Source organism: Paenibacillus senegalensis JC66 (genome assembly GCF_000285515.1).
GTDB lineage: Bacteria > Bacillota > Bacilli > Paenibacillales > NBRC-103111 > Paenibacillus_L > Paenibacillus_L senegalensis.
This window is the reverse complement of the sequence record NZ_HE610957.1, coordinates 139,377-165,248: the sequence shown is the minus strand read 5'-3', so window position 1 is coordinate 165,248 and position 25,872 is coordinate 139,377. Positions and strand designations below refer to the sequence as shown.

The following is a 25,872-nucleotide window of genomic DNA, read 5'->3' as shown; positions in this document are numbered from 1 at the left end:
CTCCTTTGCAGCAGCTGCGGCAGCCAGGCGCGTCATCACGCGTGCAGTAGCTGAGGCAGCCGCCGCGAGTTTTTACAATGGCCGTGTTAAACTTACCACACCCTAAGCCCTACTTCCGGTTGCGTACACTCTTCATTTCCGTCCTCTTCCGTACGCTGTTTGAGCACCAGCCTGCGATATACGGTGTTGGCCGTCATCAGTTCGTCGTGAGTTCCCTGCTCGGCGACCGTTCCTTGATCCAGGACATAGATCCGCTCGGCATTGCGGACAGTAGACAGACGATGGGCAATCACGATCGTGGTTCTGCCTTTACGCAGCCGGTCCAACTCCGTTTGAATCTCCCGCTCCGTCTCCATATCCAGCGAGGACGTTGCTTCATCAAGAATCAAGACTTCCGGATCGTACAACAGTGCCCTTGCTATAGCTATCCGCTGCCTCTGCCCTCCCGATAAGGTAATGCCCCGTTCTCCAACGACCGTATCGTAGCGCTCAGCCAGGCCCTCAATAAAATCATGAATCCTCATCGCTTTGCAAATTTCTATCATTTTCTCTTCTGTAACTCCGTCAATGCCCAGCAGCAGATTGGTACGGATCGACTCAGGGAACAAATAGGGCTCTTGGAAAACGATAGCCGCTTTCTTCGTCCAGTCCCCCCGGGAAATGGAGGATAAGGGCAGCCCGTTTACCAGAATCCGCCCTTCATCCGGTTCATAAAATCGCATCAGCAGGCTGGCTATCGTAGATTTTCCGCCACCGCTTGTCCCGACGAAAGCAGTTTTTGAACCAATGGGCACCTCCAGGGTAATCCGGTTCAGCACAGAATGTTCTCTACCTTCATATTTGAAAGATACCCCGTCCAATTGCAGTTGGTTAACGGGGTCAGATAAAGCGGTTTGACCCTCACGGATCGTTTCACTCTCCAGAATCATGCGTATTCTTTCGACTGAGGCCAATTTGCCGGATACGGACATCAAGTTATTATATACATAATACAAACTGTCGATAAGCCTTGAAGAGAATTGGAAGAGGACAACATAAAGGCCAATCGAGAGCTGCTCGTTTAAGACCTGCCATCCCCCGAACAGCAGGACAATTATGACCGCCCCCCACTTGATAGGATCGCTGATCAGCATCTGCCTGTTGATTAACTTGGCCTCTTTCATCACGCTGTTATAGTACGTCCGGAATAAGGACTGATATTGGCGGGCTTCCCATTGTTCCCGCCGGAAAGCCAGTACTTCCCGGGTAGCCGCCACCCCTTCTTCCAGATGGACCAGAAGATTAGCCTTATCCTTATTAACCTGCCCAGCTGCATGCTTTCTGGGGCGAGCGAATCGCTTGCCGAGTAGAATGTATACCATCCCAAAGCTGCCCACTACAGCAAGCAGTGCGGGACTGGCGCCACCAATAATGACAATTAGCATAATGGCTCCGGCAAGATGCTGTGCAAGCCGGGGAATATCTCCGCCAATCAGGCCGGAAACTTGGCCCAGATCATGGGTAAACCGGTAGACAAGGTCCGCTGTCCGCTTGTTATGAATTTCCTTGACAGGTAGCCGGCGAACACTCTGCATTAATTCGGCGGACATGACTTTGCGCAGCCTGGCCACCGTATGATGGATAATATGCGGCCCGAAAGTGAACAGCAGCGAATAGGCCAGGTAGGCGCAGGCAAGCTGCGTGAGGATTAGGGGAAACCGGTCCCGCTGCCCGTTGATCAGCACCTCGTCAATGATCGACTGCTGCAGCCAGATAGCGGAAAGATTGGCGGTCATCTCTGCGGCCATCAGAATGACCGCCAGGAGTACCCATCCTTTGTACCGGAGAAGGCAGCGGACAATCCATTGCATATTAGACAAGATTCTTCCCTCCAGATTCCGGTCCTGTCCCATTAGCCAGCCGGTAAAAGTGGCCTTGTTCGGCCATTAATTGCTCATAAGTCCCCTGCTCTAAGACTCTTCCATCCTTCATGACTGCAATTAGGTCGAAATTACGGATTGTTGATAACCGGTGAGCAACCGCCAGCAGCGTGCGCCCCTTCATCAAGCGGTCCAACGCCTCCTGGACAATCGCTTCGCTTTCATTGTCAAGTGCGGATGTCGCTTCGTCCAACAGAATGACCCGCGGATTTTTGATGAACATTCGCGCAATCGCGATCCGCTGCTTCTGCCCGCCAGACAGCCTGATTCCCCGTTCCCCCACGTAAGTGTCGTATCCTTCGGGCAATTCCATTATAAAATCATGGGCACATGCCGCCTTGGCAGCCTCCATCACGTCTTCATCGCTTGCATCAGGACGGCCGAAGCGGATGTTTTCTTTGACCGATGAACCGAACAAATACGTTTCCTGAAATACATAGCCGAAGGAATTTCGCAGAACATCGAAAGAAAGCCGCCGAACAGAAATCCCATCCAGCAAAATATCCCCTTGATCGGCGTCATAGAAGCGTCCGGCCAGCTTGATGACCGTCGATTTCCCGCTGCCGCTGGAGCCGACTAGCGCTACTTTCGCCCCTGAAGGAACGGTTAGGTTAAACGCTTCCAGAACCGGCCTGTCCGGTTGATAGCCGAATTTAACTTGGCTGAATTGCAACGACCCCTTAATAGCGGCCGCCTCCACAGGATGCTCCGGTTCAGCAACCGCAGGCTGCAAATTCATGAAAGTGTACAATTTTTCGGCCTGATACATCAGCACCCGCTGCTCTGTAATCTCGGTTACAACTGCAGTCATCCGGTGCATGGCGGTAAAATAATAAAGGATAAAAGCGACAAACTCCCCCGCTGTCAGGCTTTGCTGGCCGATTAAATAGTATCCGTAAAGAAAATGACAATGGCTCCGATATAATAGCTCAGTCTCCGGTTCGTACCTCTCCAATAAGCAAACCAGTAGGTGCGGATCATCCCCCGGTTATGCTCTTCCACCTTGTCTAGATAACGCTGCGAATCCCAGCTTTCCGCCCCGTAAGCGCGAACCTCGGTGAGCGAAGACACGCTGTCATACACTTTTCGATTCTCCTCGATCCTAAGGGCAGCTAATTTCTTTCCTTCCAGGGAGGCTTTCTTCTCCAATGCCGGGCCGAACAAATAATAAAGCAGAAAGCTGGGGAGGACAACCATACTCAGATGAAGGCTTGTTGACAGCATAACGGCAACGGAAAGGATAGAGAACAACAGTCCGTTAAGCAGCGAGGGAAAGCTTTGGCGGTAAAGATTCTGGATCGAGGCCACTTCGGTATTGAGAAAAGCGAGCGTTTCCCCGACAGGGTTGCGTTCATAATAAGCGAACCCGAGCTTGCGGATTTGTTTAAATATCGATAATTGCAAATCCCGGGATGCCCTTTCTTGGAGCTGCCTCTGAAACACATTGAAACCTGCCTGTCCGGCCAGCAGCGCAGCCAGAAGCGCAACGAAGAAGATAACCATCCCGAGGAACGAAGATTGGCTAGTGCCGGGAATGACCGAGTCAATAAAAAACTGAAAAAACTTGGGGATGGCCAATTCAACAGCCGAAACGAGAGCCAGGGAGAGAACGACCAGCGCAAGCAGGCCCAGGTATGGTTTAACGTAAGACAGCGTCCATAAGTAAACTGGAAGTAATCCCTTTTTATTGTCAGATCGGCTGCCTGAATCGGATTCGCTCTTACGTGCTGCGGGTGAATCCAAAGAAACAGCTCCCTCCTATCGTTTATTGAAAATTCATCAACGGTTCTCGCTTTCTTTAATGGACATGCTCACGATTGAGATATATGATGCATAATAGCACTTTGCAGGAAATCTGCAAAATCCTCGCCATACTGATTAAAATAGTTTTTCAGGCGCTCATCTGAAGTGTACCTATCTGCAATGCAGGCGAGCAACTTTGAATTACAAGTCATGAGCTGCTCTAGATTCTCCCTCCACTTTCCGATTAATCGCTGCACTTTAACAGAGGAAGGTGACTGATCCATATTGGAAGCAATATTTTTGAACACTTGTTCAACATTAGAAAAAAGCTTTAGTCTCTCATCTGGTGATAAATTTTCTAAGCTTTCATTATACTCCTTATAGGCCTCTGTGTCGCCATAAAAGAATCTCGCCTCGTTTGCATATTGTTCTTGTAATGGCAGCACGGATGAACGATTAAAAATAGGCAGTTCGCTGATATCTGTCCCTGAGACATACTCATCGATAGCATTCTTGATAGTTTCTAGTTTTATTATTCTTGTTTGTAGAGTATGACTTTGGTTTTTTAATATTTGTTTCTGTTCTTGCTTGGTCAGTTTTAAAATACCGGCAATTTCTTTCAAGGAAAAATCCAATTCTTTTAAAAACAAAATAGTTTGAAGTTTCTCCAAACTGCTTCGATCATATAGACGATACCCTTTTTCCGTTAGATGTGTCGGTTTAAATAAATCAATTCTATCGTAATAATGCAGGGTCCGAGTCGTAATGCCTGTAATCTGAACAATATCTTTAACCGCTAATAATGGTTTCTTCATCCCAAAATCCTTTTACTTCATCTAGTATTCGAGCAGCAGGTGTGATGGTGGCTTCAAAGATCGTTCTTCCTGTTTTTCTTAAGTAATATTGGATTAAATAATATCCGCAAGCGTAGCCAGCGCTATAAGGCATATGGACCGGTTTAAAGTTTTGAAGTTGTGCGATTTCGTCACCGTAAAGATACGGAGCCAAATTTTCAAACCCGGTTAATTGCAGCTGCTCTCTAAGCACAGGCTTTATTTTCCTGTTAAGTGTTTCTGCGTTTGTTTTCGTAACCCAAGGGCCGAGCAATTCTTCTCCAAACAGAAACGTTGCATAGTTCTCAGCTAAACCTTCACTTACAATAAACTCGCCCAAATTAACGGTGTGATCCCATTGAATAAATTGATATCGCACATTATGGTTGCACTCGTGGGCCAGCGCAGCCTTCATTCGAGGTAGTGTGTACTCGTTTGGTAAGATTGTACCCCAGATAAACCCGGGAATGCCCCCAAAGCCGCTATATCCTTCGTTTATGGTTAAGGCACGGTTATCCGGATTGCCTAGTTGAATGGTAAACAAATATTCGGATACGGGGAGTCTTATTTCATGTTCGATAAACAGACGTAAGCTTTTCCTTACGGCGTGCTCACACTCCAACCAAAAGGAATCGGACGAAATCAGCTCTATTTCAGGGGAAATCTGCTCGGTAATCTGATCTGGGGATCGATGCATCATGCTATTAAACGTAATCACGTCAAAACCATTCGGCTCTTTAGCTTTAAAAGGGATCTGTTGAATTTCCCATTGTTTCATAAAAGGAGCCATCATTTCGTTTCTGAATAATTCAAGCTTTTCCTCTGGGGAAGCTTGGGCAACTTTTTGATAAATTTGGTCCGCACGCAATGTTATTATGTTCATTTCTCTCCACCCCAAATAGTTTATAGAGAGAATTATGCACTATGACCTTACGTCATAGTCAAGACATTATTAAGGTTAGTCAGTCACTCCAGAAATAAAAAAATTTTAAGCGGGATTACGCTAACGGGCAGTTATGCGCAACTTCCAGGGAATGTAAACGTTTAATTAACGTAAGGAACGGCAATTAGAACCGAGCATGCACACCACAGCAATAGAAGCTATCCGCCGCAGAAAAAGTTGATACAGCAATCCAAAGACTTATTGAGCAACAAGGCAAGATAAACTTCAATAGCGTTTACACAGAGTTGGGCGTCTCTAAAGCCTACCTTTATAACCATTCGGAGATTCGCGAACGAATAAAAACGCTGTTCAAACAGCAAGAAGGCATGTCCTCTACTAAACAAACGAGGACCGCATCGCGCAAAGTGAAATTGGAGGGTTTTCTAAAAAAGGTGGTTGAACACTTGTCACCAGAAGAGTAAGGTACGATCGAAGCGTTTATTAGCGGGCTGCAAACGGACCGTGTCGAGGCGGTGAATGCGCTGTTACATGGCGATCTTCATTTCAAAAATATGCTTGTGAATGAGAATGGGATCGTTTCCGGCATCATTGATTGGGGCGATCTGAGCGTCGGCCATCCGGCTTGCGATTTGAGCGTTGCTTACAGTTTTTTACCACAGTACGCTCGCGGCGTGTTTTTCGAAACGTACGGAGTGGCGGACGAGGAAACGAAGCTGCTGGCGCGGCTGATAGCGGTATACATCCCTGCACTGATCTTGATGCAGGCGGTCGATGACGGGAATGAAGCGATTGCGACAGAGGCGAAATCCAATATCATGCGGGCACTGTCGGATTAGGCTCATATTTCGTTACAGCTAGGAGCTGATGGCTATCAGCACCATTTTGTCGTTTATAAGCCGCGATATGGTGCAATTTTCCTTCTCTGATGCCGCTTTATGTTGAGGAACACGAAAATCAACAGGGTAAGTCGTTACGCTAACGGATACGTTAGCACAATAAAAGCAGCGGCAGTCTAGGTATTTCGAGTTCCTAGTCCGTCACTGCTTTTTTACGAGTCAGTCTAATTCAGTTTGTCGGGTGATCGTGTCGTTTGAGCTTAGAGTAAGGAGAACCGCCAAGTCGGACTCAATTCAGGGCTTAGCGTATATTTTCGTTAAAATGTTGGCGGTACCCCCTGTAGAGCTATCCGATTCATCACATGAATGTCATAATTATAGTTATGTAAACTAATTTCCGTAATTCCTCCCCCTGGGTACAAAAAATAACGGCCTGCCGTTGACATATTTGCTATGCCACTCCTGAGACAGGCCGTTAATGGCTTATAATACGCGATTTCTATTTACTGCGAAGATTAATCTTCTTGTTGTTCCGCGATTTTCCCTGCCGCCTCCAGCAAGGACAGATCAGCCCAGCCGTAGCAGTAGTACAACAAATCATCAGCCTCGCTGCTGCGGGCAGCTTGAACGGCTTCCATAAATTCTTCCGGATGCAAATTCCACATCTGCACCCCGCTATAAATCACGGTTTCCGGCTGAGAGAGCTTTCTGACTTTTTCGTTCTCTACTTTGACGAATTCAATCGGGAACCCTTTCTCGCAAAATTGTTTGTAGCTTATGGAATAGTCCATACCAAAGAAGTCGAGAAATGCCTGGAAAGCTTCCTCCCTCTCCTCTTCCGTGTCGGCAAAGTAATGGATTAATCCTTGAACATCAGCACCGCCACCAAGCTTGTGATAAGGGAAATGCTTTAATCTAGAGGCGGATTTCGTTAACCGGCTGTAATCCTGTCCAAGCAGCCACGCATAAGAAGGCGGCCACAAATCCAGCCATAATTCAATCGAAGGATTAATCTGGCGGATGGAATGAACAAGCTTCTCTACCATTTCAGATACACTGGCTTGACGATAGGCTATAAAGGATTGGAAATCCGCACTAGCTTTCAATTGCTGAACAGCCTGAGCGTATTGTCCGGTCGACAAAAGCTTAGCGGCGGTGGACATAGTCAGCTTTAGCTGCCCGAGATCAATCCCGTTGCGAACCATTCCGTTAGTACAATTTGGACAAAAGCAGCTGAATAAATTCCTCGGCGAAACCTGCTTGCCTGCCCAGTCTGGAAAGCGGATGCGATCAATCATAAATTGACGCCTGCCATAGCGGTCGGCAATTTGGCTAATGTAATAGGTCCACATAGAGACAACATCCGGTCCATTCGGGCAAAGCCAATGCTCCACCGGCCGCTGCTCGAAGTCCACTACACCATTACGCGCTTTCGGATCATGAAATTTGCCGTTCAAAACATTTACCCAAGGGATGATTTCATACCCGGTACCCTCTGCCTCTTTGATTAGGTCGAGTAAAGGATCAGCGCCTTCTGTAATGGAGGAATCCACTTGCCAATAGAGCCTGTGCAGCTTCTCACCAGCTTGAGGCCCATCGAGCTTGACATGAAGCGTACCTTCTCCCATGACATGGCTGCGCACGGGATTATGAGGAAGAACACCGACAGGATAAGGATTTCTTTCAAATATGGTATTCACCTGCGGGAAAATATAGTGGACATCCTTCATGCCCGCAATCAGCTTAAGCACAGTTGAGCTTCCTTCATCCGTAATATCATGCGGATGCAAGTGTATGCCAGCCATAGCGCATTTCCTCCTGTCATACCTTTATCTTTCCTTGATTTTCCCTCGTTTCAAAGACCAATCGCAACAATTATGGGTTGAATTGCTTGAACAGAGTTTCAGCAATAACAAGATTATTCGGGTCAACTGAACCTTCGCGAATCACTCCGTCTTCTACATGATACTCGATTAATTGATCATAGCGTTTTTTCCAATTGACCTCGGAATCATCAGCGTAGAACAGGCTTTGCATTTCTTCAGGAGTTGTCGCAAAAATAACGTTTTGCTCGATAAATTGCTTTGCTTCCTCAGCTGTTCCGGATCCGCCGGTTTGTTCATTAGACCAGTCCGCAATAAATTGATAAGCTTCGTTCGGGTTAGAAGTCATATAATCCATGGTCTTGAACCAGACGTTTTGTATTTTTCGAATAGTTTCTTCATTATTATCTACAAACGATTTGGTTGCAGCTAGACCTGCCAGACTAACCGCACCAGCTCCAATTTCTTCACCAGCAATTAACGTTTCAAATCCTTCTTCTTCCAGTTTAGCGCGTTGTGGAAGGCCGCCCAGATAAAAATCGCCGGTTCCCGAAATAAATGCGGACACGCCCATATCCGGCTCCATATCAATAACATTCATATCTTCAATCGACAATCCGGCATTCGACAGCGCTTGTTCCAGGACCATATAAAAGGTTGCACCAGATGTCGTAACTACCGATTTGCCTTGAAGCTGTTTGCCTGTTTCAATCGCGGCTTCTTTAGGATCACCCAGTTCTTCCAGGAACTCCTCATACGTTTTGAAATCGCTGTCAGCTCTACTCATAATAGCGAAGCCTTTGAAAATGTTGTTAAAACTAACCATGCGCAAATCTTCGAATTGAGCCGCGAGGGTAACGGAAGGTGTATCACCGAAACCGCCAATATCTATAGAGCCGTTAACAAGTGCTGGCGCAACGTTGCCTTCTACAGCGAACATGGTGGACTTAAACTCAATTCCTTCTTCCTCAAAGAAACCCTGATTTTTAGCCAACGCCCATGGTGCATAATCATAATAGGGCATTAAACCGAAATTTACAGTTACTTTGGATTCGGCTGGTGCCGCTCCTCCTTCAGGCGTTTTCCCTTCCGGACTGGCATTGCCGCCGCAAGCGGCAAGGAATGTGACGAGCATTACAGCTGCAAGTATTGATGTTATCTTTTTCATAAAAGAACCCCTCTCGTTGAACGGATTATATATGGGTATCCATCCAGATGACCAGTTCCATACAGCGTTGACTCATCTGCTATGGTTAACCAACATTTTTGAACTTGCGGATTGACCGTGATACGGATTCACTGTTCTGCATTTTAATGTTTGTGTGATATTAGGAGTGGCGCTCAGACCAGCGTGTGAGTCTCTTTTCCGCCTTGCGAATCAACTGATCCGTCAACCAGGCCAGCGCACTAATAATGATAATGCTGACGAATATCATATCCGTTCTTAAATAACGCTGGGCAATGATCATATAGTACCCAATCCCTTCTTGTGCTCCCATAAATTCAGCGGCAACGACCAAACCGAAGGATGCAGCAGCACAGACCCGGACGCTGCCTACCAAGGAAGGTACGATAGCGGGAAGTACAACGGTGTGATAAATATAGGACCATTTCGCCCCAAGTGTTCTTGCTGCGTTAATATAAATTTTGGGAACGTTGCGCACAGATTCAACCGTATTGACCACTATAATTACAAAACAGCCGAATGTGACCAGCAGAATCTGGGGGAATGCTCCGATGCCAAGCCACAAGATCAGCATAGGAATGATCGCCAGCGGCGGAATAGGACGTAATACTTCGATGATGGGATCCATAAAAGCTTGTACATATCGGTTGGATGCAATTAACAAACCAACCAGGATTCCCAAGGCTGAACCTAGAAAGAAGCCGGCAAATTGTCTGCCAAGAGTAAAGCCTAGATGCCTGAACAGCTTCGAATAATCTTCCATAAATACTCCAAAAATCTGATCAGGTCCGGGCAAATATAATTTATTAACGAATCCGCCCAAGGTTAAAACAATCCACAAAGCAAGAAACAGGACAGCCGAGGAGATGCTGATGATTTTCCACTTCATCGACTATTCCCCTCCGTTCATAAGTTTTCTCAATTCATTGCGCAGCTCGTAAAATTCCCGGCTCTCCCGAAGCGCGGGAGTCCTTGGTCTGGCAAAGGGTAGTTCAATCACTTTCTTCAAGCGGCCGGGACGAGGACTTAATAAAATGATTCGATCAGATAGGTACATCGCTTCTTCGAGATCATGTGTAACGAAAATCACTGTCCGTTTTCGTTCTGACCAGATGCGCAGCAGCTCGTCCTGCATCGTTTCTCTGGTTACCACATCCAAAGCCCCGAAAGGTTCATCCATAAGGAGAATGTCAGGCTCAGCAGCGTATGCTCGGCCAATATCTATTCTTTTTCTCATGCCTCCAGATAATTCCCGCGGATAGGAATTTCTGAAATTTTCTAGGCCCAACAATTTCAACAGCTCACCTGCTTTCTTTTCCTGCTCAGCCCTCGGAACTTTCTTAACCTTCATTCCATATTTAATATTCTTCTCGACAGATAACCAGGGAAATGTAGCATCAGATTGAAAAACAACTGCACGGTCAGATCCGGGTCCTTCTACCGGACGTCCATTCAACAGCATCGAACCGGCTGTGTAATCGGTTAGACCGGCAATAATGCTTAATAGTGTCGACTTGCCGCACCCTGAAGTTCCTACTATGGACACAAATTCGCCTGCCTTCACATCCAAATCTATCCGGTCAAGAGCAGTAACTTCGCCTGCGTTTCCTTGAAACACTTTACTTAGTTGTTTGATCTCAAGCACGTTCAATGTAATCTCCCCATTCCGGTTAATTCAGCTTTATGTTCGGCAGAAAATTAATAGTTGGCCGTACATGATTCAAAGCCAGAATAGCCATACCATATAGCGGCGCTTTCTCCCTTAGCTCCGAAGTTGCAATTTGTACCCGGGTTTTTGAGAAAGTGTGACGATTTACATCTTCTCTCAGCTTGTCTATAAAGTAATCTGCCGAGAGTGAGATTCCGCCGGAAAGCACAATGATCTCGGGATTATTCACTGTAATAAAGTTAAGGATGGCTATGGCTAGATAATCCGTCATCTCATCAATAAATTGAGCAGCTTCCGCGTCACCTTTCATGGCACTGGCAAACACCTGCTCTGTCGTTTCCCATGGAGGTTCTTGGCCTCGCATTGCATAACTGTCTCTTACTGACATCATTAAACCGGATCCGGAGCAAACCGTCTCGAAGAAACCTTTATGATTCCATTTCTGACGGAGTTGTTCACGAGTGAAGAGCATATAGCCAATCTCACCCGAGGCATTGCCGGAGCCTCTAACGACCTGACCGTCAATAACATAGGCAGAACCGATGCCGGTTCCTATGGCGATTAGAGCCGCATTCTCAACATTTTGACAGCGGCCTTTCCATATTTCACCGATTAAGGCAGAACGGACATCATTTTCAACAACAACCGGTACGCCTAATTCCGATTCCATCTGCGCGCCCAGATTTAAATTTTCCCATTGAGGCAGATTAGGCGATCCCTCCACAACTATGCCGTTCTCATAATCTACAATTCCTGGGGTAGCGATCCCGATAACCATTAAATTATTGATATCTCTGCCTTCAGAGGCGATCAATTCGCGAATCGATTCAGCTAGTAAAGCAATAAATTCTTGGTTAGTCTCAGCACGGTATGTGGGGATCACTCTCTGGACCATCAGCTCTGCATTGACATCAAATAGTGAGAAAGCAATTTTGGTCCCCCCAAGATCTACACTGACGCCATAGCCCAGTCCTGAATTATACTGAAGAAGAATGCCTTTGCGTCCGATTGGGGAATTGTCTGCCCCTATCTCAAAAACGGCCTCTTCCTCAATCAGACTGTTGACTATTTCAGAAACAGTCGCTCTTGTAATATTCGTCTTCTTGGAAATTTGGGCTCTGGACAATGGCCCAAATTCACGGATCACATTTAATACCAGTGCTTTATTCATTTCCCTCAACGTACTCGGTAAGTTTGATTTCAATGGTCTTCCTCCCATAACAAGCAAATGCTATAGTTTGTTTAGAAAACAAACTATATGTCCAAAAATAAAACGCATACAAACTATTATTTGTTTGTATTATAAACAAACAAAGTATGGCTGTCAATTACTTTCCTCACCTTGTCTACTGCTGCAGCTGCAATCGTCATCACTATTTATTATGAAGTTCCCACCTTATATGAGCATGTTAAAAAGAAGCAGCCAATGCTCCAGCTGCTCCTAACGCAACAAAGTTGAAAACTTATTTCCCTCGTCATCTCCCTTCTTGCAAGCAGAGCCTATCCATTTACTTCCTCTATAGGGCCGCTGTATAGCTCTATAACATTTTGCATTTGCTTTAGTAGACGGTCAGCGGGATTATTGCATTACATCAAGTATTTTCCCGTGATCGACTGCTCAGTATGGATAATCTGCCCAGGCGTCCCTTCGAACACTACCCGGCCGCCTCGACTGCCTCCGTCCGGTCCCATATCGATGATCCAATCAGCCTGACTGATAACATCGATGTTGTGCTCGATAACGATTACTGTATTGCCAGCATCCACAAGGCGGTTCATGATCTCTAGAAGATGCCCAATATCTGACATGTGGAGGCCTGTAGTCGGCTCGTCCATTACGTAGATACTGCCCTGCTTATGCAGCTCGCTTGCCAGCTTGATGCGCTGACATTCGCCGCCCGAGAGTGTGCTGAGCGGCTGGCCAAGGGTAATATAATTGAGCCCTACATCACTCATCGCCTTGAGCTTGCGCACGACCTCCTTAAGCTGGAAATAATCCAATGCCTGCTCCACCGTCATCTCCAGCACTTCGGCAATGGACTTGCCATTCAGCTTGTATGCGAGCACTTCTTCTTTGAACCGCTTGCCACCACATACCTCACATGGCAGCTTCACCTTTCGAGGAATGCAAGGTCCGTATACACTACGCCGAGGCCCTGGCAGTTCTCGCAGGCTCCCTTGGAATTGAAGCTGAACAAGCCTGGACTGACCTTGTTCGCAGAAGCGAATGCTTTGCGCACATCATCCATGATGCCAGTGTAGGTTGCCGGATTCGAGCGCGTGGATACACCTACCGCCGATTGGTCGATAACGATTGCATCCGGGTGCTGGCTGAGGAATACTTCGTTAATCAGCGTACTTTTACCTGAACCGGCAACACCTGTAACGACTGTCAGCACTCCGGTTGGAATATCTACATTTATGTTCTGAAGGTTGTGCAATGCTGCCTCCTTGATTGATAGCTTCCCGGATGGCTGCCGGCAATTTTGCTTCAACTGGAGCGGGCGCTTCAGATGAGTTCCTGTCAACGTATCTGCCTCCAACAGTCCCTGGAAGCTTCCTTCATATACGATGGTACCACCGCGGCTGCCAGCGTGCGGTCCGACATCGACGATATGATCCGCCACCTTGATCACATCGGGATCGTGCTCGACAACGATGACGGTATTGCCCTTGTCACGCAGCTTCTGCAGCAATTCATTCAGCCGGTGTACGTCTCTAGGATGCAAGCCTACGCTAGGCTCGTCAAAGATATACGTGACGTCCACCAGACTTCCGCTCAAGTGCTTCACCATCTTGACGCGCTGCGACTCGCCGCCGGATAATGTGTCGGTCTCACGGTCCAGCGTCAAATAGTCAAGTCCGATGTCCACCAGATGCTGCAGCCGCTCTGTTAGCGACTTGACGACCGGTGCAGCGGCCGCATCCTCAATCTCCCGAATCACGCGGATGAGCTGCCCGACCTCCATGGCCGACATCTCTGCAATGTTAAGACCGTTGATCCTGCAGCTGAGTGCGGCCTGATTGAGTCTCGCACCGCGGCAGCCAGGACATGGACCCTCGGAAATGTACGGAGCAACAGCTTTTTGTGTGCGCTCGGATTTTGTCTTCACATCCTGCTTGATGTACTTGTTGGTAAATTTTTCGATGACGCCCTCTACTGTAATATTCGTTGCCTTGCCGGCGAAGTCCATCTTTACTTTCCTCGCCTTGCCATACAGCAGCTGCTCCAGATCCTCATCTGAATAATCGCTTAATTTCTTATCGGGATCAAAGGACCCAGACTGTACGAGCAAGTTCCAATCCCAGCTATTCACCGAATAGTCCGGAAGCATGATAGCTCCTTCATTCAACGATTTTGACATATCCACTGCCTTGCTCATGGCTACGCCAAGCTTGCGGCCGATCCCGTTGCACTCGGGACACATCCCCTGCGGGTCGTTAAACGAGAATACATTCGCCTGGCCAACATAAGGCTGACCCGCCCGGGAAAAAAGAAGGCGCAATATGGGAGAAATATCGGTAATCGTACCCAATGTTGAGTGGGAACCGCCGCCCAGCCGCTTCTGATCCACAATAACAGCCATGCTCAAATTTTCGATTGCATCTGCATCCGGCTGCGGATACCGTGGCAGAAAATTGCGCACGAACATGCTGAAGTTTTCATTCAACAATCGTGTAGACTCTGCCGCGATCGTATCAAAGACGATCGACGACTTTCCGGATCCGGATACTCCGGTAAAAATCGTGATCTTCCGCTTGGGGATACGCAAGGATACGTTCTGGAGATTATTTTCTCTGGCTGCCGAGATGACGATATATTCCTGATTAGATTCGTTCATGATTACATCCTTCCGCTCAAGATTTAACTACCTCACTTCGTACCGAACTCCTGCCGCTAATCGAATATGATAAGGCGGGTTCACGACCAGCACCTCGCCTTCAACAATGCTATCCCAATATTCGTTCGGCTGATGGCGAAACCGAAAGCGATGTCCTACGATAGGCTTGAAATCATTTGCGGTTATTCACTTGGCAAGCATCTCCGAATCAGTTATGGCAGACCACAGCTTTTCGAGCGTCGTTTTGTATTGGAAATCCAAATTTAGTTTCAAACTCATTCCTCTTCCTCCTCCAATAGCTCGTTCAAACGCATCATATTCGTACTCCAGTACTTGTTGTAAAAAGCTGCCCAATCCTGAACCTCTCGAAGAGGAGCAGCGTTAAGCTTGAATCGCGTTTCTCTCCCGACTTTCCGATCATGAACCAAATCAGCTTCTTTAAGTACGGTCAAATGCTTGGAGACCGCTGTCCGGCCCATAGTAAATTGCGCCGTTAGCTCATGCAGCGGCAGCTCCTCTTTCTCTGCTAACAGATGAATAAGCTTACGCCTGGTTGGGTCTGCAATCGCGGTAAACACATCCCGCAACTCGTTGTTATCACTCACAACACCCACTCCTAACATCATTACCGAGGGACAGGCGTGAAATTCGCCACCAAAACTAACTGGATTATTTTCGTACCCTTGTTTCCATCAGTCCTCTTGCACAACAAACGTCCAATAGGACACTATTTAGTGTCGAATTGAATTATATGACACCATTTGGTGTCTTGTCAACAATACTCTACCATAACGATTGGTGTGAGATACGGAGAAAGATATTCGCTTTGACAAATTTACTCAGTATGCCGTTTTTTTAAAGTTTTATTGGTATATTTAACAGTAAAGGAAAATAGATTAAAGCGATTTTGGAATTACAAGAGAGCTTATTATGTAGAGGGGGATCTCGATGAACAAAGCAGCCATGCAAAGAGAGATCGAACAACAACTAGAGAGAAAAGCAGCTTCTGATCACAAACTTCATAATGTTTATTTGTTAGTTCATTCCGATAAGCACGACATCCACTGGCCAATGGCTGCAGGGGCCATAGATGAGGTGCCCGCACACCCTAATCAGCCCTATCATACGGCCAGCGTGGGCAAAACTTTTACTTCTGTAATCCTAGCCATGTTAGTAGAAAAAGGAGCCGCCAAGTTTGACGACCCGATCGCCAATTATTTGCCGCCGGATCTAGTTAGAGGTCTTCATGTTTTTAAAGGACAAGACTACACCTCCAGCATCCAAATCAAGCATTTGTTAAGCAACACATCGGGGATTCCCGATTATTTTGAAGATAAGCCTAAACAGGGTAAAGCGTTAATGGAGGAAATTCTTGAGAATCCCTCACGCTTTTGGACACCTCAGGAAACCATTCATTGGTCTAAAGAGCACTTGTCCCCCCACTTTCCTCCCGGGAAAAAGGTTCGTTATACGGATACAGGATACAATCTCCTAGGACTCATTATTGAAGCTATCACCTCTAAGCCTTTTTATGAAGTGCTTCATGATTACCTGTTTACCCCGCTTAAGATGGACCACACTTATTTGTCCCACTACTCTGAGCCTGCTGTAAAAACAGACCATCCCGTAGCGAATATCTATATGGACGAGTTGAAAATAAACGTCGAGGAATACCGCAGCTTTAGCAGCTTCTACTCCGGCGGGCAAACGGTAAGCACATTGGAAGATCAGCTTCTCTTCATGAAGGCCCTGGTCAGCCATCAGATTATTCAGAAGGAAACGTTGGAAACTATGAAGCAATGGAAGCGAATGTGGCTAGGAATGGATTATGGATATGGATTGATGAGAACGCGGTTGATTCCTTTCACTGACAAGTATACGGGATGGGGGCATTTTGGAGCGAGCGGCACCTCTATGCTATACTTCCCCAGCCTGGATGTGTACATTATCGGGGGGTTCAACCAAACCGCTTATCGGTCCAAGAGCATGACCTTTATTTTTACCCATGTTCTGCGTAAGCTGGCCAAGCATTTTCCTAACTGAAGCTCCTGACTGAAGCTAGAGCTGCGCACTTACATTTAAATGAAACCCACTATGGTCTATCATCCACAACTCAGCATGAAAATAACCAAGGTTGGCGGGGTTCGAGGGATTCGAGGGCTGTTCGGGCTTGTTGCCTGCGCTTTGTTCGAAATGTCATACAAATGCATGGGGTTGACGGGCGAATACTGGAGATTTGTATGAAACGTCGTACAAATTCAACGGTTGAAATCCGGGGACAAAGGCGAGCGCTTCGCTTCTCCTGTCTCCCTCTTCCCCTCACTTCTGCACAGTTATGATCGCAAGCACTTATTCCTGTTTGAGCCCATTTTATAAAGCAATATCTTGACTAAAAGCGGGATGGCTGCGATCTCTTTCCGATATAATCATCCTCATCCCATCGGGAATCGGCCAGTTAATCCCGATTGTTTGATCATTCCATAGAATACCGCCTTCATCTTCAGGGTGATAATAGTCAGTTAACTTGTATGAAAATTCCGCTGTTTCAGAAAGAACCAAAAAACCATGGGCAAAACCTTTTGGAACATAGAGCATATTTTTCTTTTCGCCGGATAAAACGACGCCAAACCACTTGCCATAAGTGTTAGATCCTGCACGAATATCAACAACTACATCAAAAACTTCCCCGCTAATGACACGTACCAGCTTTCCCTGCTGGAAGGTTTTTTGAAAATGCAAACCTCTAAGAACACCCTTTTTTGACATCGAGTAATTATCTTGCACAAATTCCATATCAAGACCAGCCTCTTTAAAGTCCTTTACATTGTAGGATACTAAGTTATAGCCTCTTTCATCAGTAAAGATTTCAGGCTCAATTATGTACATCCCTTCAATGTCTAAACATTTTTCGAACTTGAACTGTCCCATGTTCTGCCCTCCCTAATAGACTTTGCGCTATTTTGTGCATGACTTTGTCCCGGGCTTCGCCCAGTTATTCATTTCCGGTAAGTCCCAAAAGGTGATTCCCTCATTGTTGCATATAATCTATTATTTAACAACTTTCGGTCACTCCGCACTTCCCCAAACTATTGATTACAGCCCGCTGCCAGCAATCGACACTATTTTCGTAAAAAACGCAAAGTAAATACGCCGTTCTGTATAGTGCTCGTGAAGCTCCAGCACACCTTTCCGCTATTGCTTCATTGGTCCCATTGACGACAATTTTCCCTATGCAAATAGGGTGATAGCTCCTATAGAGAAATTACCAGACTATGGTATAATTAGCCTTGCAGGAACTTTTATTTCATATTATTTACATTTGTGTGTAATTTTCTTTCCGGTTCACTTCATGCGTTTTGCTTCTTCGGCGGAAAGGATTACCCGTACCAAAGGAAGGAGGGAAACGGCGGCAGGTTGAATCTTCATGCGCTTAATCCTAGCTTTTCTAACAATGAATATTGTAAAATCCCGCAAATGGAAGTCATAGTTTAAATAACATCAGTATTTTGCGGGTAGCCCCGGAGACATATAAACTCTTATATGAAAAAGGAGCGATAACGATCCATGACCGGTATATCTCTCAAAGCAAGAGCAAAGCTGTGTGGACTTATCACCGCCCTATTCTTTCTCAGCACGATTATTTCATTTTATGTAAGCGCTCTACCGATCGCAAATGCCGAGACCAGTCAACCTGTTCTATTTGAAGATTTTGAAGACTTAACCGGATTAGGGATTCACGGAGTGCAAGTCGTTCCAAACTCGGTCAAAATTAGTACGGTCAGCAGACCTGACCCGGTTGTCCATGGATCGAGTGCGGTCAAGCTCGAGTACGATTTTACCGGTACAACAGGAACATCGGCTGCCTATTTGAGATTTCTGAATGCTCAAGGGGCTGCCGGGCGGCCAATCGACGGGGAGCCGGTCCGGATCGGATTTTGGCTTCATGGAGATGATAGCAAGCGCTGGGTTCGTGCGCACATTCTGGACAGCACGAACGCCCAACAGGTGTTCGATATTACACCCAATGGCGGGTTGAACTGGACAGGATGGAAATATGTAACCTTCTCTATTCCAAGCAGCACGAAGTTCCCGATTCGCCTTCAGCAAATTTATGCGGCAGAGCTGAACCAGGCTAACAAAAATGCTGGTGAGCTTATTTTCGATGATCTTACTGTTTTTTATGAAAACACAAACGTCTACGAATTTAAGATAGCCGGGCTCACACCCTTGCAAGTAGGACAGACCAGACAATCCGAAGTTTATGCCACCTATAACGGCAGCACAGCCCCGGAGAGAGTTCATCAGGGAGTCACCTTCACAAGCTCAGACAACCAGGTTGCCTCCGTAGACTCGAACGGTCTGGTTACCGCTATAAATCCCGGTACAGCCACGATAACCGCCTCCATGAACAATGCGCCTACAGCGACCTATGAGCTGACGGTTAGCGCTAATGAAATCCTGCCTACAGAGCTATTCTTATACGGAACTTCACCATTGGAAGAAGGGACATCGGAAAGAGTGCAGCTTTTTGCCCGCTATCCGGGAACGACTGCCCTCCTGCCCATTATGAGCGCGAACTATACCAGCAGCAACCCTGAGGTCGCTGAAGTCAACGAGCAAGGAGTGGTCACTGCAAAGTCAGCCGGGATGACTACGATAACGGTATCTTTCGAAGGATTGACGGAGTCCTATTCGCTGGAGGTCATTGAACCTGTTCCAGTCGTCCTGAGTATCGAGCTTTCCGGGCTCTCCCCGATGACTGTCGGGCAAACCAGACAAGCCAAAGTAGAAGCCGCCTACAATTTGTACCCGGATCCTGTTGACGTGACGGCTCAGTCTGTTTTTACAAGTTCGAAGCCTGAAGTGGCCACTGTAGACTCCAATGGCTTGGTGACAGCGCATGGACTGGGCACGACCCTTATCCAGGCTGCCTTTGAGGGCAGAACTTCAAGTCATCTGCTTGTCGTTACCGATGCTATTTTTGATGCTCCCAAGAGGGAAATGCGCGCTGCCTGGATCGCCACGGTGGACAATATCGACTGGCCGGCACGAGTCGCTAACCCGGACGAGGTTGATCTCGAAGAACTCGCCCTGCAGCAAAAAGCAGATTTTGTTCAGATTCTTGACGACCTGCAAGCGCTGGGCATGAACGCGATCATCATGCAAATCAAGCCTACTGCGGATTCCTTTTACCCCTCGCAGTACGGACCGTGGTCAGAATGGCTGACAGGCATTCAGGGCAGAGATCCAGGCTATGATCCTCTTGCCTTCATGATTGAAGAGGCCCATAAGCGGAATCTGGAGTTCCATGCCTGGTTTAATCCATACCGCATCAGCATACACGATGATATAGACCGGCTCGTTGCCGACCACCCGCTGCGCAACCACGAGGACTGGATTATCCCTTATGGAGGCAGGCTGCTGATTGATCCGGGCATACCAGATGCCCAGCAATTTATTATCGACGGTGTGATGGAGGTTGTCTCCAACTACGACATCGATGCGGTTCACTTCGATGATTATTTCTACCCTTCCCCTATTGCCGGAGCAACGTTTGATGATCGGCATACCTATGAGACATACGGCCAAGACAGGTTCAGCAGAATAGAGGACTGGCGCCGAGACAATGTAAACACCTTCATCAGCAATCTGTCCGCTGAAATTAAAAACGAGAAGCCTTACGTAAAGTTTGGCATCAGCCCATTGGGGATTTGGCGCAACAAGGCCTCGGATCCGACGGGGTCGGATACGAATGGCCTGCAAAACTACGATTCCTTGTATGCTGATACAAGAAAGTGGATTGAAGAAGGCTGGATTGATTACATTACTCCGCAGAATTACTGGCATTTCGGCAATCCTCCAGCAGCCTACGAGATCGTCATCGACTGGTGGAACAGAGAAATTAAAGAACGGGCTGTAAATACTCATTTATATATCGGGCAAGCAGCGTACCGAGTTGGGGTCCCGACGGAAAATCCGGCCTGGATGAATCCCGATGAGCTTCCGACCCAGTTGAATTACAACCGAAATTATGATGAGGTCCAAGGAAGCATGTTCTACAACACGACCAGTCTGCGAAACAACCGACTAGGATTCGCCGACAGGTTAAGAAATGAGTTTTACAATACCCCTGCCCTCATCCCGGTTATGCCATGGCTGCCGAAAATGGTCCATGAGCCTCCAGTCTTAACCAGTATACAAAAGGGTGAACAAGGGATTGAATTAACTTGGGAAGACAGTCAGGCCAATGATTCCGCATACTATGTAATCTACCGGTTCGCGGGCAGCCAAACCCAATCCCTGGAGGATCCGTCCACGATTGCGGCCATTATTCGCAAGCCTGCTTCCGGAGGGCAGCTCACGTTTACCGACACAGCTGTGGAGGAAGGAACAACCTATACGTATGCAGTAACTTCCGTTGACCGCCTTCATAACGAAAGTGCAGCCAGCAACAGCGAGACTATTAGTCATCATACATTGCAAAGTATTGAGCTTAGCGGCTTATCCGCTTTACGTGTTGGTGAATCCTTGCCCGCTCAGGTTATAGGAACGTACAGTGACGGGTCTGTAGAGACGATTTCCGGCAATATCGAATTCACCAGCTCCAACCCTTCCGTAGCTTCGGTGGATGAGAATGGAATGGTAACGGCATTGTCCGCAGGTACTTCTACTATCTCCGCGACCTATCAATCGTTGACCGACTCCTACACGCTCGTTGTGACCGAGAATGAGCCTGCCCTTGTCCCGCCGCAGCATTTGAGGGCGGAAGAGATTACGCCTACAGCGGTACAGCTGGCCTGGGATCCGGTTGCGCCTGACGACCTTCAGAACATAGCCTATCATGTTTACCTTAACGGGGATAAATTAACAACCGTAACCGATTCCGTGTACCGGGTCGAAGGCTTGACTCCGGCAACCGTCTATTCGTTCTATATAACGGCTGCAAATGACACAAGTGAGTCCGGGCCTAGTGAGATTCTGACAATTACTACGCTAAGCGCAGTTATCGAACTCTCCTTTCTGCAGCAGCAGGTGGACCGCTATATTGCTTCTGGAGAACTGCGCAGACCGCTCTCCAATCAGTTAAGCAACCGCTTGGAGACAGCGGAGCGAATGTTTAGCAGGAATCAGATGAAGCAGGCGATCCATCACCTTGAGAAGTTTGTGGAAAGGCTTAATCATCACTCCATGAGCAGCCATATCGATGCAGCTGCGAAGGAAGATTTGAACCGGTTGGCTGAGGAATTGCTTGATTCATGGAATGCAGGCTAATTGAAAGCTTGATGCTTCCTCCAATCCAAACAGCTCTCTCGTGCAGAACATGCCGAGAGAGCTGTTGTCATATCCCTATAAGATTATCCGCTTAACTGCCTTCGCTTAATGATGAAACGGCTGCCGGCCTAATGCTGCTATCCTTTTCCATCCTTTTCCGGTAGTCGTTTGGCGATAAACCGACGACTTTTTTGAACACCTTGCTAAAATACTTGTCGTCCGGGAAACCGACCATGCCAGCCACTTCGGAGATTTTCAGATCCGGACTGCGGAGCAATTCCTTAGCTTTAGAAATGCGGATGTCTGTTACGAAATCACTGTAATTCACCTTGAACTCCTGCTTGAAGCGGCGGGATATATATTCCCTGCTTAAATAAAACCGGTTAGCGATTTCCTGCAGCGATACATCCTCGTCAAAATGGCGGCGAATATACTGCTCAATCTCGTAAATGACGTTCTGCTTTCGTTGGCGCTCTTCTGCCAGCTGCTTGGATAAGGTCAGCAGCTGTCCGGTCAGTTCCTTTTTCCATCGATCCAAGGACAGCTTGCCCTGCTCGTTCAATGGAAGGGCTGTGAAGGTCTTTCCTCCGCCGCTTTCTGCAGGATCCGGGCAAGACAGCGGCTCGAGCCAAGTTTTTCTCAATATATTATACTCCTGCATCCACTGTTCAACTTGCTTTAACCGAATCGAAGGCAGACTGCCGACCGCCCGGAACCATTCGCCCACAGCCTGTTCAATCTGTTCCTCGCGCCCGGACAACAGGGCGAAACGGATGGTTTCCTCGTAATCGGTAAAATGTAGGGAGGCCCCTTCTTCATCCTCTGCAGCGTTAGAATAGCAATGAATCCACGTATGCCGCTTTAGCAGATCGCGCCGCTTAAGTGCTTCAGCCGCCTCGCGGTAAGAGGAGGGAAGTCCGTGCGGAAAGGCTTTGGCCGTTCCAAGCCCGAATTCGAATTGGCCGCCCAATGCTTTGCAGAATGCTTCGTTCAAGGTATGCAGCAAGGACGGGGCGGCATCGAGTCTTTTCCAGAGCAGCAGGACAATTTCATAGCGGTTGTTCCAGTAACGGAAGGCAACTCCGCTCTGCTCTTTTCTTAAATATTCGTTGCAGATGTTAATAAGGGAGAAGAACAGCAGCTCCAAATGGGAGGAAAATTTGCTGCGCACCCCCTTCTCCATCGTGTCCAAGCTCAGAATTGCCGATCTGCAGCTTATTCCCGTTTCCTGCGGCAGACCATATTCTAAGCACAGCTGATCCTCCAAAGAGAAGTAGTAGTCCGGCTCATCCAGCAAATGGGAAAACAGCTTATCGCGGTAAACCGGCTTAATCTGATTCATCTCAATGGCCATCTCGATCGTATGCTGCTTGTTCAATGCCTTCTCTTGATCTTCCTTGCGCCGCTGGCTAACAGCCTTACTAACCGCAGCCTGCAGGTCGTCCGGGTCAATCGGCTTGAGGATGTAATCCAAGCCCCCATACTTAACAGCGCCGCGCACAAATTCAAAGTCGTCATGGCCGCTGACCACGATCACCTTCGTTTGGCCGTAAGTCTCTTGAATCCATTCCATCAGCTCAACCCCGCTTTGGCCGGGCATCATCATATCCGTAAAGACAATTTCCGGCTGCTCTTTCTCCATAATAGCCATGGCCGATTGCGCATCATGGGCCTCCAGGATCTTCTCGATCGCCAGCTCCTCCCAGTCGACCAAGAGGCGGATCGCCTCCCTGACGTGCTGTTCATCATCAACGATCAGTACCTTCATCGTCACCCGTCCTTTCGTTAACCGGAATCCATAGCTGCACCCGAAACCCGCCTTGCGGCCCGGTATCCACTTCCATGCTTGTGCTCTCCTCAAAATACAGCCGCAGCCTCGACCAGACATTGACAAGTCCTATGCTGTCCTCCTCTATATCTGCTGGCTTCCCTGGCTGCCGGACAAGACGGCTTGAAGCAGCGGGATAAGCGGTTTCGTGCGTGTAAGCCATGTGCTCACCCGCTGCCTCATCCCTCTGCCATTCCCCCTCTCTATGCTGTAAATGCAATTTATCCGGTGATTGCTGCTGCGTTACAATACGGTGGAGCCTTTTTCTCAAGCGCTCCAGCCTGACCTCTTCAATCCCCTTGCCGTTGTCCAGCACCTCCACATACAGCATCCTGCCCCGGCTCTCCTCGATGATCTTGCCGGTTATGCTGAAATGCGGTTCGGGCTCTGCCGGATCGAAGCCGTGCTTGAAGTAATTTTCGGCAAGCGGCTGCAGGATCATCTTCGGCACCTGCACGGAGAGCGCCTCATCGTCAATGTCAATCGTACAGCCTAGCTGCTGCCCGAATCTTTGCTTCTGCAGTTTAAAATAAGCCTCTATATGGTTGATTTCCGCCGATAGCGGGACTATCGTATTTTTTGTATGCATGCTGTATCTCATCATTTTTCCCAAAGCGGAAATGAGGGAATAGATTTGTTTATCGCCTCGCTGCAAAGCCAGCGTTCCAATCGACTGCATCGCGTTGTTGATAAAATGAGGATTGATTTGCGATTGAAGCGCTTTCAGCTCGATCGTTTTATTGGCCAATTCAAGCCGGTATTCCCGCAAAATAAGCTCGTTGATCGTTCGCATCATGGCGGAAAATCGTTGTCCCAGTATAGCGAGCTCATCATTGCCCTTCACTTCGATTTCGACCTCCAGATTGCCCGTTTTGATCCGGTTGATATAACGAATCAGGCGCTTGATCGGGGCCGTTACCCGGAAGGAAATATAGACCGTAGCGATGATTACGACTAGCAGAAAAGCGATGAAAACAGTTGTATGAAATGCCGCCAGCTGGCGTGCGCCCTTGTATAGAGCTTCTTCAGGAATTCGCTTGACCAGTACCCAGTCTAGATACGAGTTTTTGACACTTTCGTAAATCGTTATTCCGGCAAACCCCTCTTCCTTGGCAATATAGCTGCCGTTTTCCGCAGGCTGGGCCAGCAGCTTTTCTACCCAGTCCTCCTTCATCTCCGTACCTATTTCTTCGGCATAAGGGCTGTAAACTACTCCCCCGTTGCGATCCAGGATGTATAGATCTTCTTCCGGCGCTGTATACAGCTGTTCACTTATTGAAAAAATCCGGTCCGGTTTAAAATCTATAGACAAGGTTCCCAATATATCAGTAGACGGCGCATCAAGAATGACCCGGTGCAGAGACAGCACATTCGTGCGGGAGACATAAGGAAAATTGTCAAATCCGTAGTCTGTTCGGGGATGGGTGCTCTCCACCGTGATAACAGGGTAAGCGTTAAGCTCGGGAGCCTTGTCTTTAGCATTGCGGTTCCGTCGAAAGTTCTCGGCAATAACCGAATATTCTTCTCCGCGTTTCTGCAGGTAAAAGTATACCTGATGATTTTCCGGCACCGAATGGGCAACCGATTGGAGGAAGCGGAAGATTTCTTTCTCATCCAGGAAACTCGCATAATCATCCGTGGTCTTGGGATAAATAAGCATATCTCTAATTGTCTGATCGCTGTCCAGAGAGAAGGAAGCTTTACGAATCGTCTCCAAATAGTTTATCAGATTCGTCTTGCCCTGGAACAATAATTGGGCATTCGTCTTAACGCTTTCCTCGGCGACCGTCTCCTTCGTGTAAAAGTAGGTAAGGATGATGGAAGCCGTAATCGGAACGATCGTGGCTGCGAGTAAAAAAACGATTAACTTGTTCCGCAAACTGTGCTGAATCCATTTCATTCGTGATCCCCCCGATATTTGCGGTTTTGGCTCAATTGTAACAAGCCATGTCAATATAATCCACCCTATCGGTCACCAATTTCCATGGTTCCAATGTTTTCAGCACGATATAGTTGA

17 protein-coding genes and 3 pseudogenes are annotated in these 25,872 nt (G+C 47.5%); 4 read left to right on the top strand and 16 right to left on the bottom strand.

From position 1 onward, the window contains the following. Nucleotides 1-92: 92 nt before the first annotated feature. The 5 genes from PSHG_RS26295 to PSHG_RS01115 all read right to left on the bottom strand — a co-directional run bounded on the left by PSHG_RS26295 (nucleotide 93) and on the right by PSHG_RS01115 (nucleotide 5,378). On the bottom strand, nucleotides 93-1,850 hold the full coding sequence (locus tag PSHG_RS26295) for an ABC transporter ATP-binding protein (RefSeq protein ID WP_235782019.1): 1,758 nt from the start codon (nucleotides 1,848-1,850) through the stop codon (nucleotides 93-95). 1 nt (nucleotide 1,851) lies between these two features. Beyond that, on the bottom strand, nucleotides 1,852-2,874 hold the full coding sequence (locus PSHG_RS26290) for an ABC transporter ATP-binding protein (protein ID WP_148497596.1): 1,023 nt from the start codon (nucleotides 2,872-2,874) through the stop codon (nucleotides 1,852-1,854). After that, a complete protein-coding gene (locus tag PSHG_RS26285) occupies nucleotides 2,802-3,662 on the bottom strand; it encodes an ABC transporter transmembrane domain-containing protein (protein WP_010268215.1) in 861 nt (286 codons plus the stop codon). The genes PSHG_RS26290 and PSHG_RS26285 overlap by 73 nt, the downstream gene beginning before the upstream one ends. Before the next feature lie 68 nt (nucleotides 3,663-3,730). Further along, nucleotides 3,731-4,477 (bottom strand): MerR family transcriptional regulator, encoded by a 747-nt coding sequence (locus PSHG_RS01120; RefSeq protein WP_010268214.1) that lies wholly within the window; start codon nucleotides 4,475-4,477, stop codon nucleotides 3,731-3,733. Then, nucleotides 4,452-5,378: a DUF2268 domain-containing protein gene (locus tag PSHG_RS01115; protein ID WP_010268213.1), complete on the bottom strand. Its 927-nt coding sequence runs from the start codon at nucleotides 5,376-5,378 to the stop codon at nucleotides 4,452-4,454. Before PSHG_RS01115 ends, PSHG_RS01120 begins: the two co-directional genes overlap by 26 nt. Before the next feature lie 239 nt (nucleotides 5,379-5,617). Between PSHG_RS01115 and PSHG_RS31360 the strand changes: the two are divergent. Beyond that, a pseudogene (locus PSHG_RS31360) lies at nucleotides 5,618-5,860 on the top strand (DUF6262 family protein); the annotation flags it as partial. 51 nt (nucleotides 5,861-5,911) lie between these two features. After that, a complete protein-coding gene (locus PSHG_RS26280; RefSeq protein WP_010268212.1) occupies nucleotides 5,912-6,235 on the top strand; it encodes a phosphotransferase in 324 nt (107 codons plus the stop codon). A gap of 515 nt (nucleotides 6,236-6,750) precedes the next feature. Here PSHG_RS26280 and PSHG_RS01105 read toward each other — a convergent pair. The 8 genes and pseudogenes from PSHG_RS01105 to PSHG_RS01070 all read right to left on the bottom strand — a co-directional run bounded on the left by PSHG_RS01105 (nucleotide 6,751) and on the right by PSHG_RS01070 (nucleotide 15,378). Continuing rightward, nucleotides 6,751-8,040: a hypothetical protein gene (locus PSHG_RS01105; protein ID WP_010268211.1), complete on the bottom strand. Its 1,290-nt coding sequence runs from the start codon at nucleotides 8,038-8,040 to the stop codon at nucleotides 6,751-6,753. A 70-nt stretch (nucleotides 8,041-8,110) separates the two neighbouring features. After that, entirely contained in the window at nucleotides 8,111-9,226 is a 1,116-nt protein-coding gene (locus PSHG_RS01100) for an ABC transporter substrate-binding protein (RefSeq protein WP_010268208.1), read from the bottom strand. A 160-nt stretch (nucleotides 9,227-9,386) separates the two neighbouring features. Further along, complete coding sequence (locus PSHG_RS01095) at nucleotides 9,387-10,133, bottom strand: ABC transporter permease (RefSeq protein WP_010268206.1); 747 nt, start codon at nucleotides 10,131-10,133, stop codon at nucleotides 9,387-9,389. 3 nt (nucleotides 10,134-10,136) lie between these two features. Then, nucleotides 10,137-10,889 (bottom strand): ABC transporter ATP-binding protein, encoded by a 753-nt coding sequence (locus tag PSHG_RS01090; RefSeq protein ID WP_010268203.1) that lies wholly within the window; start codon nucleotides 10,887-10,889, stop codon nucleotides 10,137-10,139. A 25-nt stretch (nucleotides 10,890-10,914) separates the two neighbouring features. After that, the gene (locus PSHG_RS01085; protein ID WP_010268200.1) at nucleotides 10,915-12,117 is read right to left on the bottom strand and encodes an ROK family transcriptional regulator; all 1,203 of its coding nucleotides are present in this window, start codon (nucleotides 12,115-12,117) and stop codon (nucleotides 10,915-10,917) included. A gap of 383 nt (nucleotides 12,118-12,500) precedes the next feature. Further along, nucleotides 12,501-14,755, bottom strand: a pseudogene (locus PSHG_RS26275) (ATP-binding cassette domain-containing protein). Between the two features lie 72 nt (nucleotides 14,756-14,827). After that, a pseudogene (locus tag PSHG_RS29795) lies at nucleotides 14,828-15,034 on the bottom strand (SRPBCC family protein); the annotation flags it as partial. Then, the gene (locus tag PSHG_RS01070) at nucleotides 15,031-15,378 is read right to left on the bottom strand and encodes an ArsR/SmtB family transcription factor (RefSeq protein ID WP_392392004.1); all 348 of its coding nucleotides are present in this window, start codon (nucleotides 15,376-15,378) and stop codon (nucleotides 15,031-15,033) included. The pseudogene PSHG_RS29795 and the gene PSHG_RS01070, both read right to left, overlap by 4 nt. 325 nt (nucleotides 15,379-15,703) lie before the next feature. Between PSHG_RS01070 and PSHG_RS01065 the strand changes: the two genes are divergently transcribed. After that, nucleotides 15,704-16,798 carry a serine hydrolase domain-containing protein gene (locus PSHG_RS01065; protein WP_010268190.1) on the top strand — a complete coding sequence of 365 codons (1,095 nt, stop codon included), beginning with the start codon at nucleotides 15,704-15,706 and terminating at the stop codon, nucleotides 16,796-16,798. A gap of 327 nt (nucleotides 16,799-17,125) precedes the next feature. Here PSHG_RS01065 and rfbC read toward each other — a convergent pair whose 3' ends face one another. After that, nucleotides 17,126-17,683 carry a dTDP-4-dehydrorhamnose 3,5-epimerase gene (gene rfbC, locus PSHG_RS26265; RefSeq protein WP_010268185.1) on the bottom strand — a complete coding sequence of 186 codons (558 nt, stop codon included), beginning with the start codon at nucleotides 17,681-17,683 and terminating at the stop codon, nucleotides 17,126-17,128. A gap of 636 nt (nucleotides 17,684-18,319) precedes the next feature. Here rfbC and PSHG_RS26260 point away from each other — a divergent pair. Beyond that, nucleotides 18,320-22,027 (top strand): family 10 glycosylhydrolase, encoded by a 3,708-nt coding sequence (locus PSHG_RS26260; protein ID WP_010268180.1) that lies wholly within the window; start codon nucleotides 18,320-18,322, stop codon nucleotides 22,025-22,027. 91 nt (nucleotides 22,028-22,118) lie between these two features. Here the strand turns inward: PSHG_RS26260 and PSHG_RS01045 are convergent, their stop codons facing one another. After that, the gene (locus PSHG_RS01045; protein ID WP_010268176.1) at nucleotides 22,119-23,795 is read right to left on the bottom strand and encodes a response regulator transcription factor; all 1,677 of its coding nucleotides are present in this window, start codon (nucleotides 23,793-23,795) and stop codon (nucleotides 22,119-22,121) included. Beyond that, nucleotides 23,776-25,755 (bottom strand): cache domain-containing sensor histidine kinase, encoded by a 1,980-nt coding sequence (locus PSHG_RS26255; protein ID WP_010268173.1) that lies wholly within the window; start codon nucleotides 25,753-25,755, stop codon nucleotides 23,776-23,778. Before PSHG_RS26255 ends, PSHG_RS01045 begins: the two co-directional genes overlap by 20 nt. Nucleotides 25,756-25,872 lie beyond the last annotated feature (117 nt).

Coding starts and splice junctions, on each gene's coding strand:
- PSHG_RS26295 (WP_235782019.1), bottom strand. CDS start 1,850: ATGCAATGGATTGTCCGCTGCCTTCTCCGGTACAAAGGATGGGTACTC.
- PSHG_RS01120 (WP_010268214.1), bottom strand. CDS start 4,477: ATGAAGAAACCATTATTAGCGGTTAAAGATATTGTTCAGATTACAGGC.
- PSHG_RS01115 (WP_010268213.1), bottom strand. CDS start 5,378: ATGAACATAATAACATTGCGTGCGGACCAAATTTATCAAAAAGTTGCC.
- PSHG_RS01105 (WP_010268211.1), bottom strand. CDS start 8,040: ATGGCTGGCATACACTTGCATCCGCATGATATTACGGATGAAGGAAGC.
- PSHG_RS01100 (WP_010268208.1), bottom strand. CDS start 9,226: ATGAAAAAGATAACATCAATACTTGCAGCTGTAATGCTCGTCACATTC.
- PSHG_RS01095 (WP_010268206.1), bottom strand. CDS start 10,133: ATGAAGTGGAAAATCATCAGCATCTCCTCGGCTGTCCTGTTTCTTGCT.
- PSHG_RS01070 (WP_392392004.1), bottom strand. CDS start 15,378: ATGTTAGGAGTGGGTGTTGTGAGTGATAACAACGAGTTGCGGGATGTG.
- PSHG_RS01065 (WP_010268190.1), top strand. CDS start 15,704: ATGAACAAAGCAGCCATGCAAAGAGAGATCGAACAACAACTAGAGAGA.
- rfbC (WP_010268185.1), bottom strand. CDS start 17,683: ATGGGACAGTTCAAGTTCGAAAAATGTTTAGACATTGAAGGGATGTAC.
- PSHG_RS26260 (WP_010268180.1), top strand. CDS start 18,320: ATGACCGGTATATCTCTCAAAGCAAGAGCAAAGCTGTGTGGACTTATC.
- PSHG_RS01045 (WP_010268176.1), bottom strand. CDS start 23,795: ATGAAGGTACTGATCGTTGATGATGAACAGCACGTCAGGGAGGCGATC.
- PSHG_RS26255 (WP_010268173.1), bottom strand. CDS start 25,755: ATGAAATGGATTCAGCACAGTTTGCGGAACAAGTTAATCGTTTTTTTA.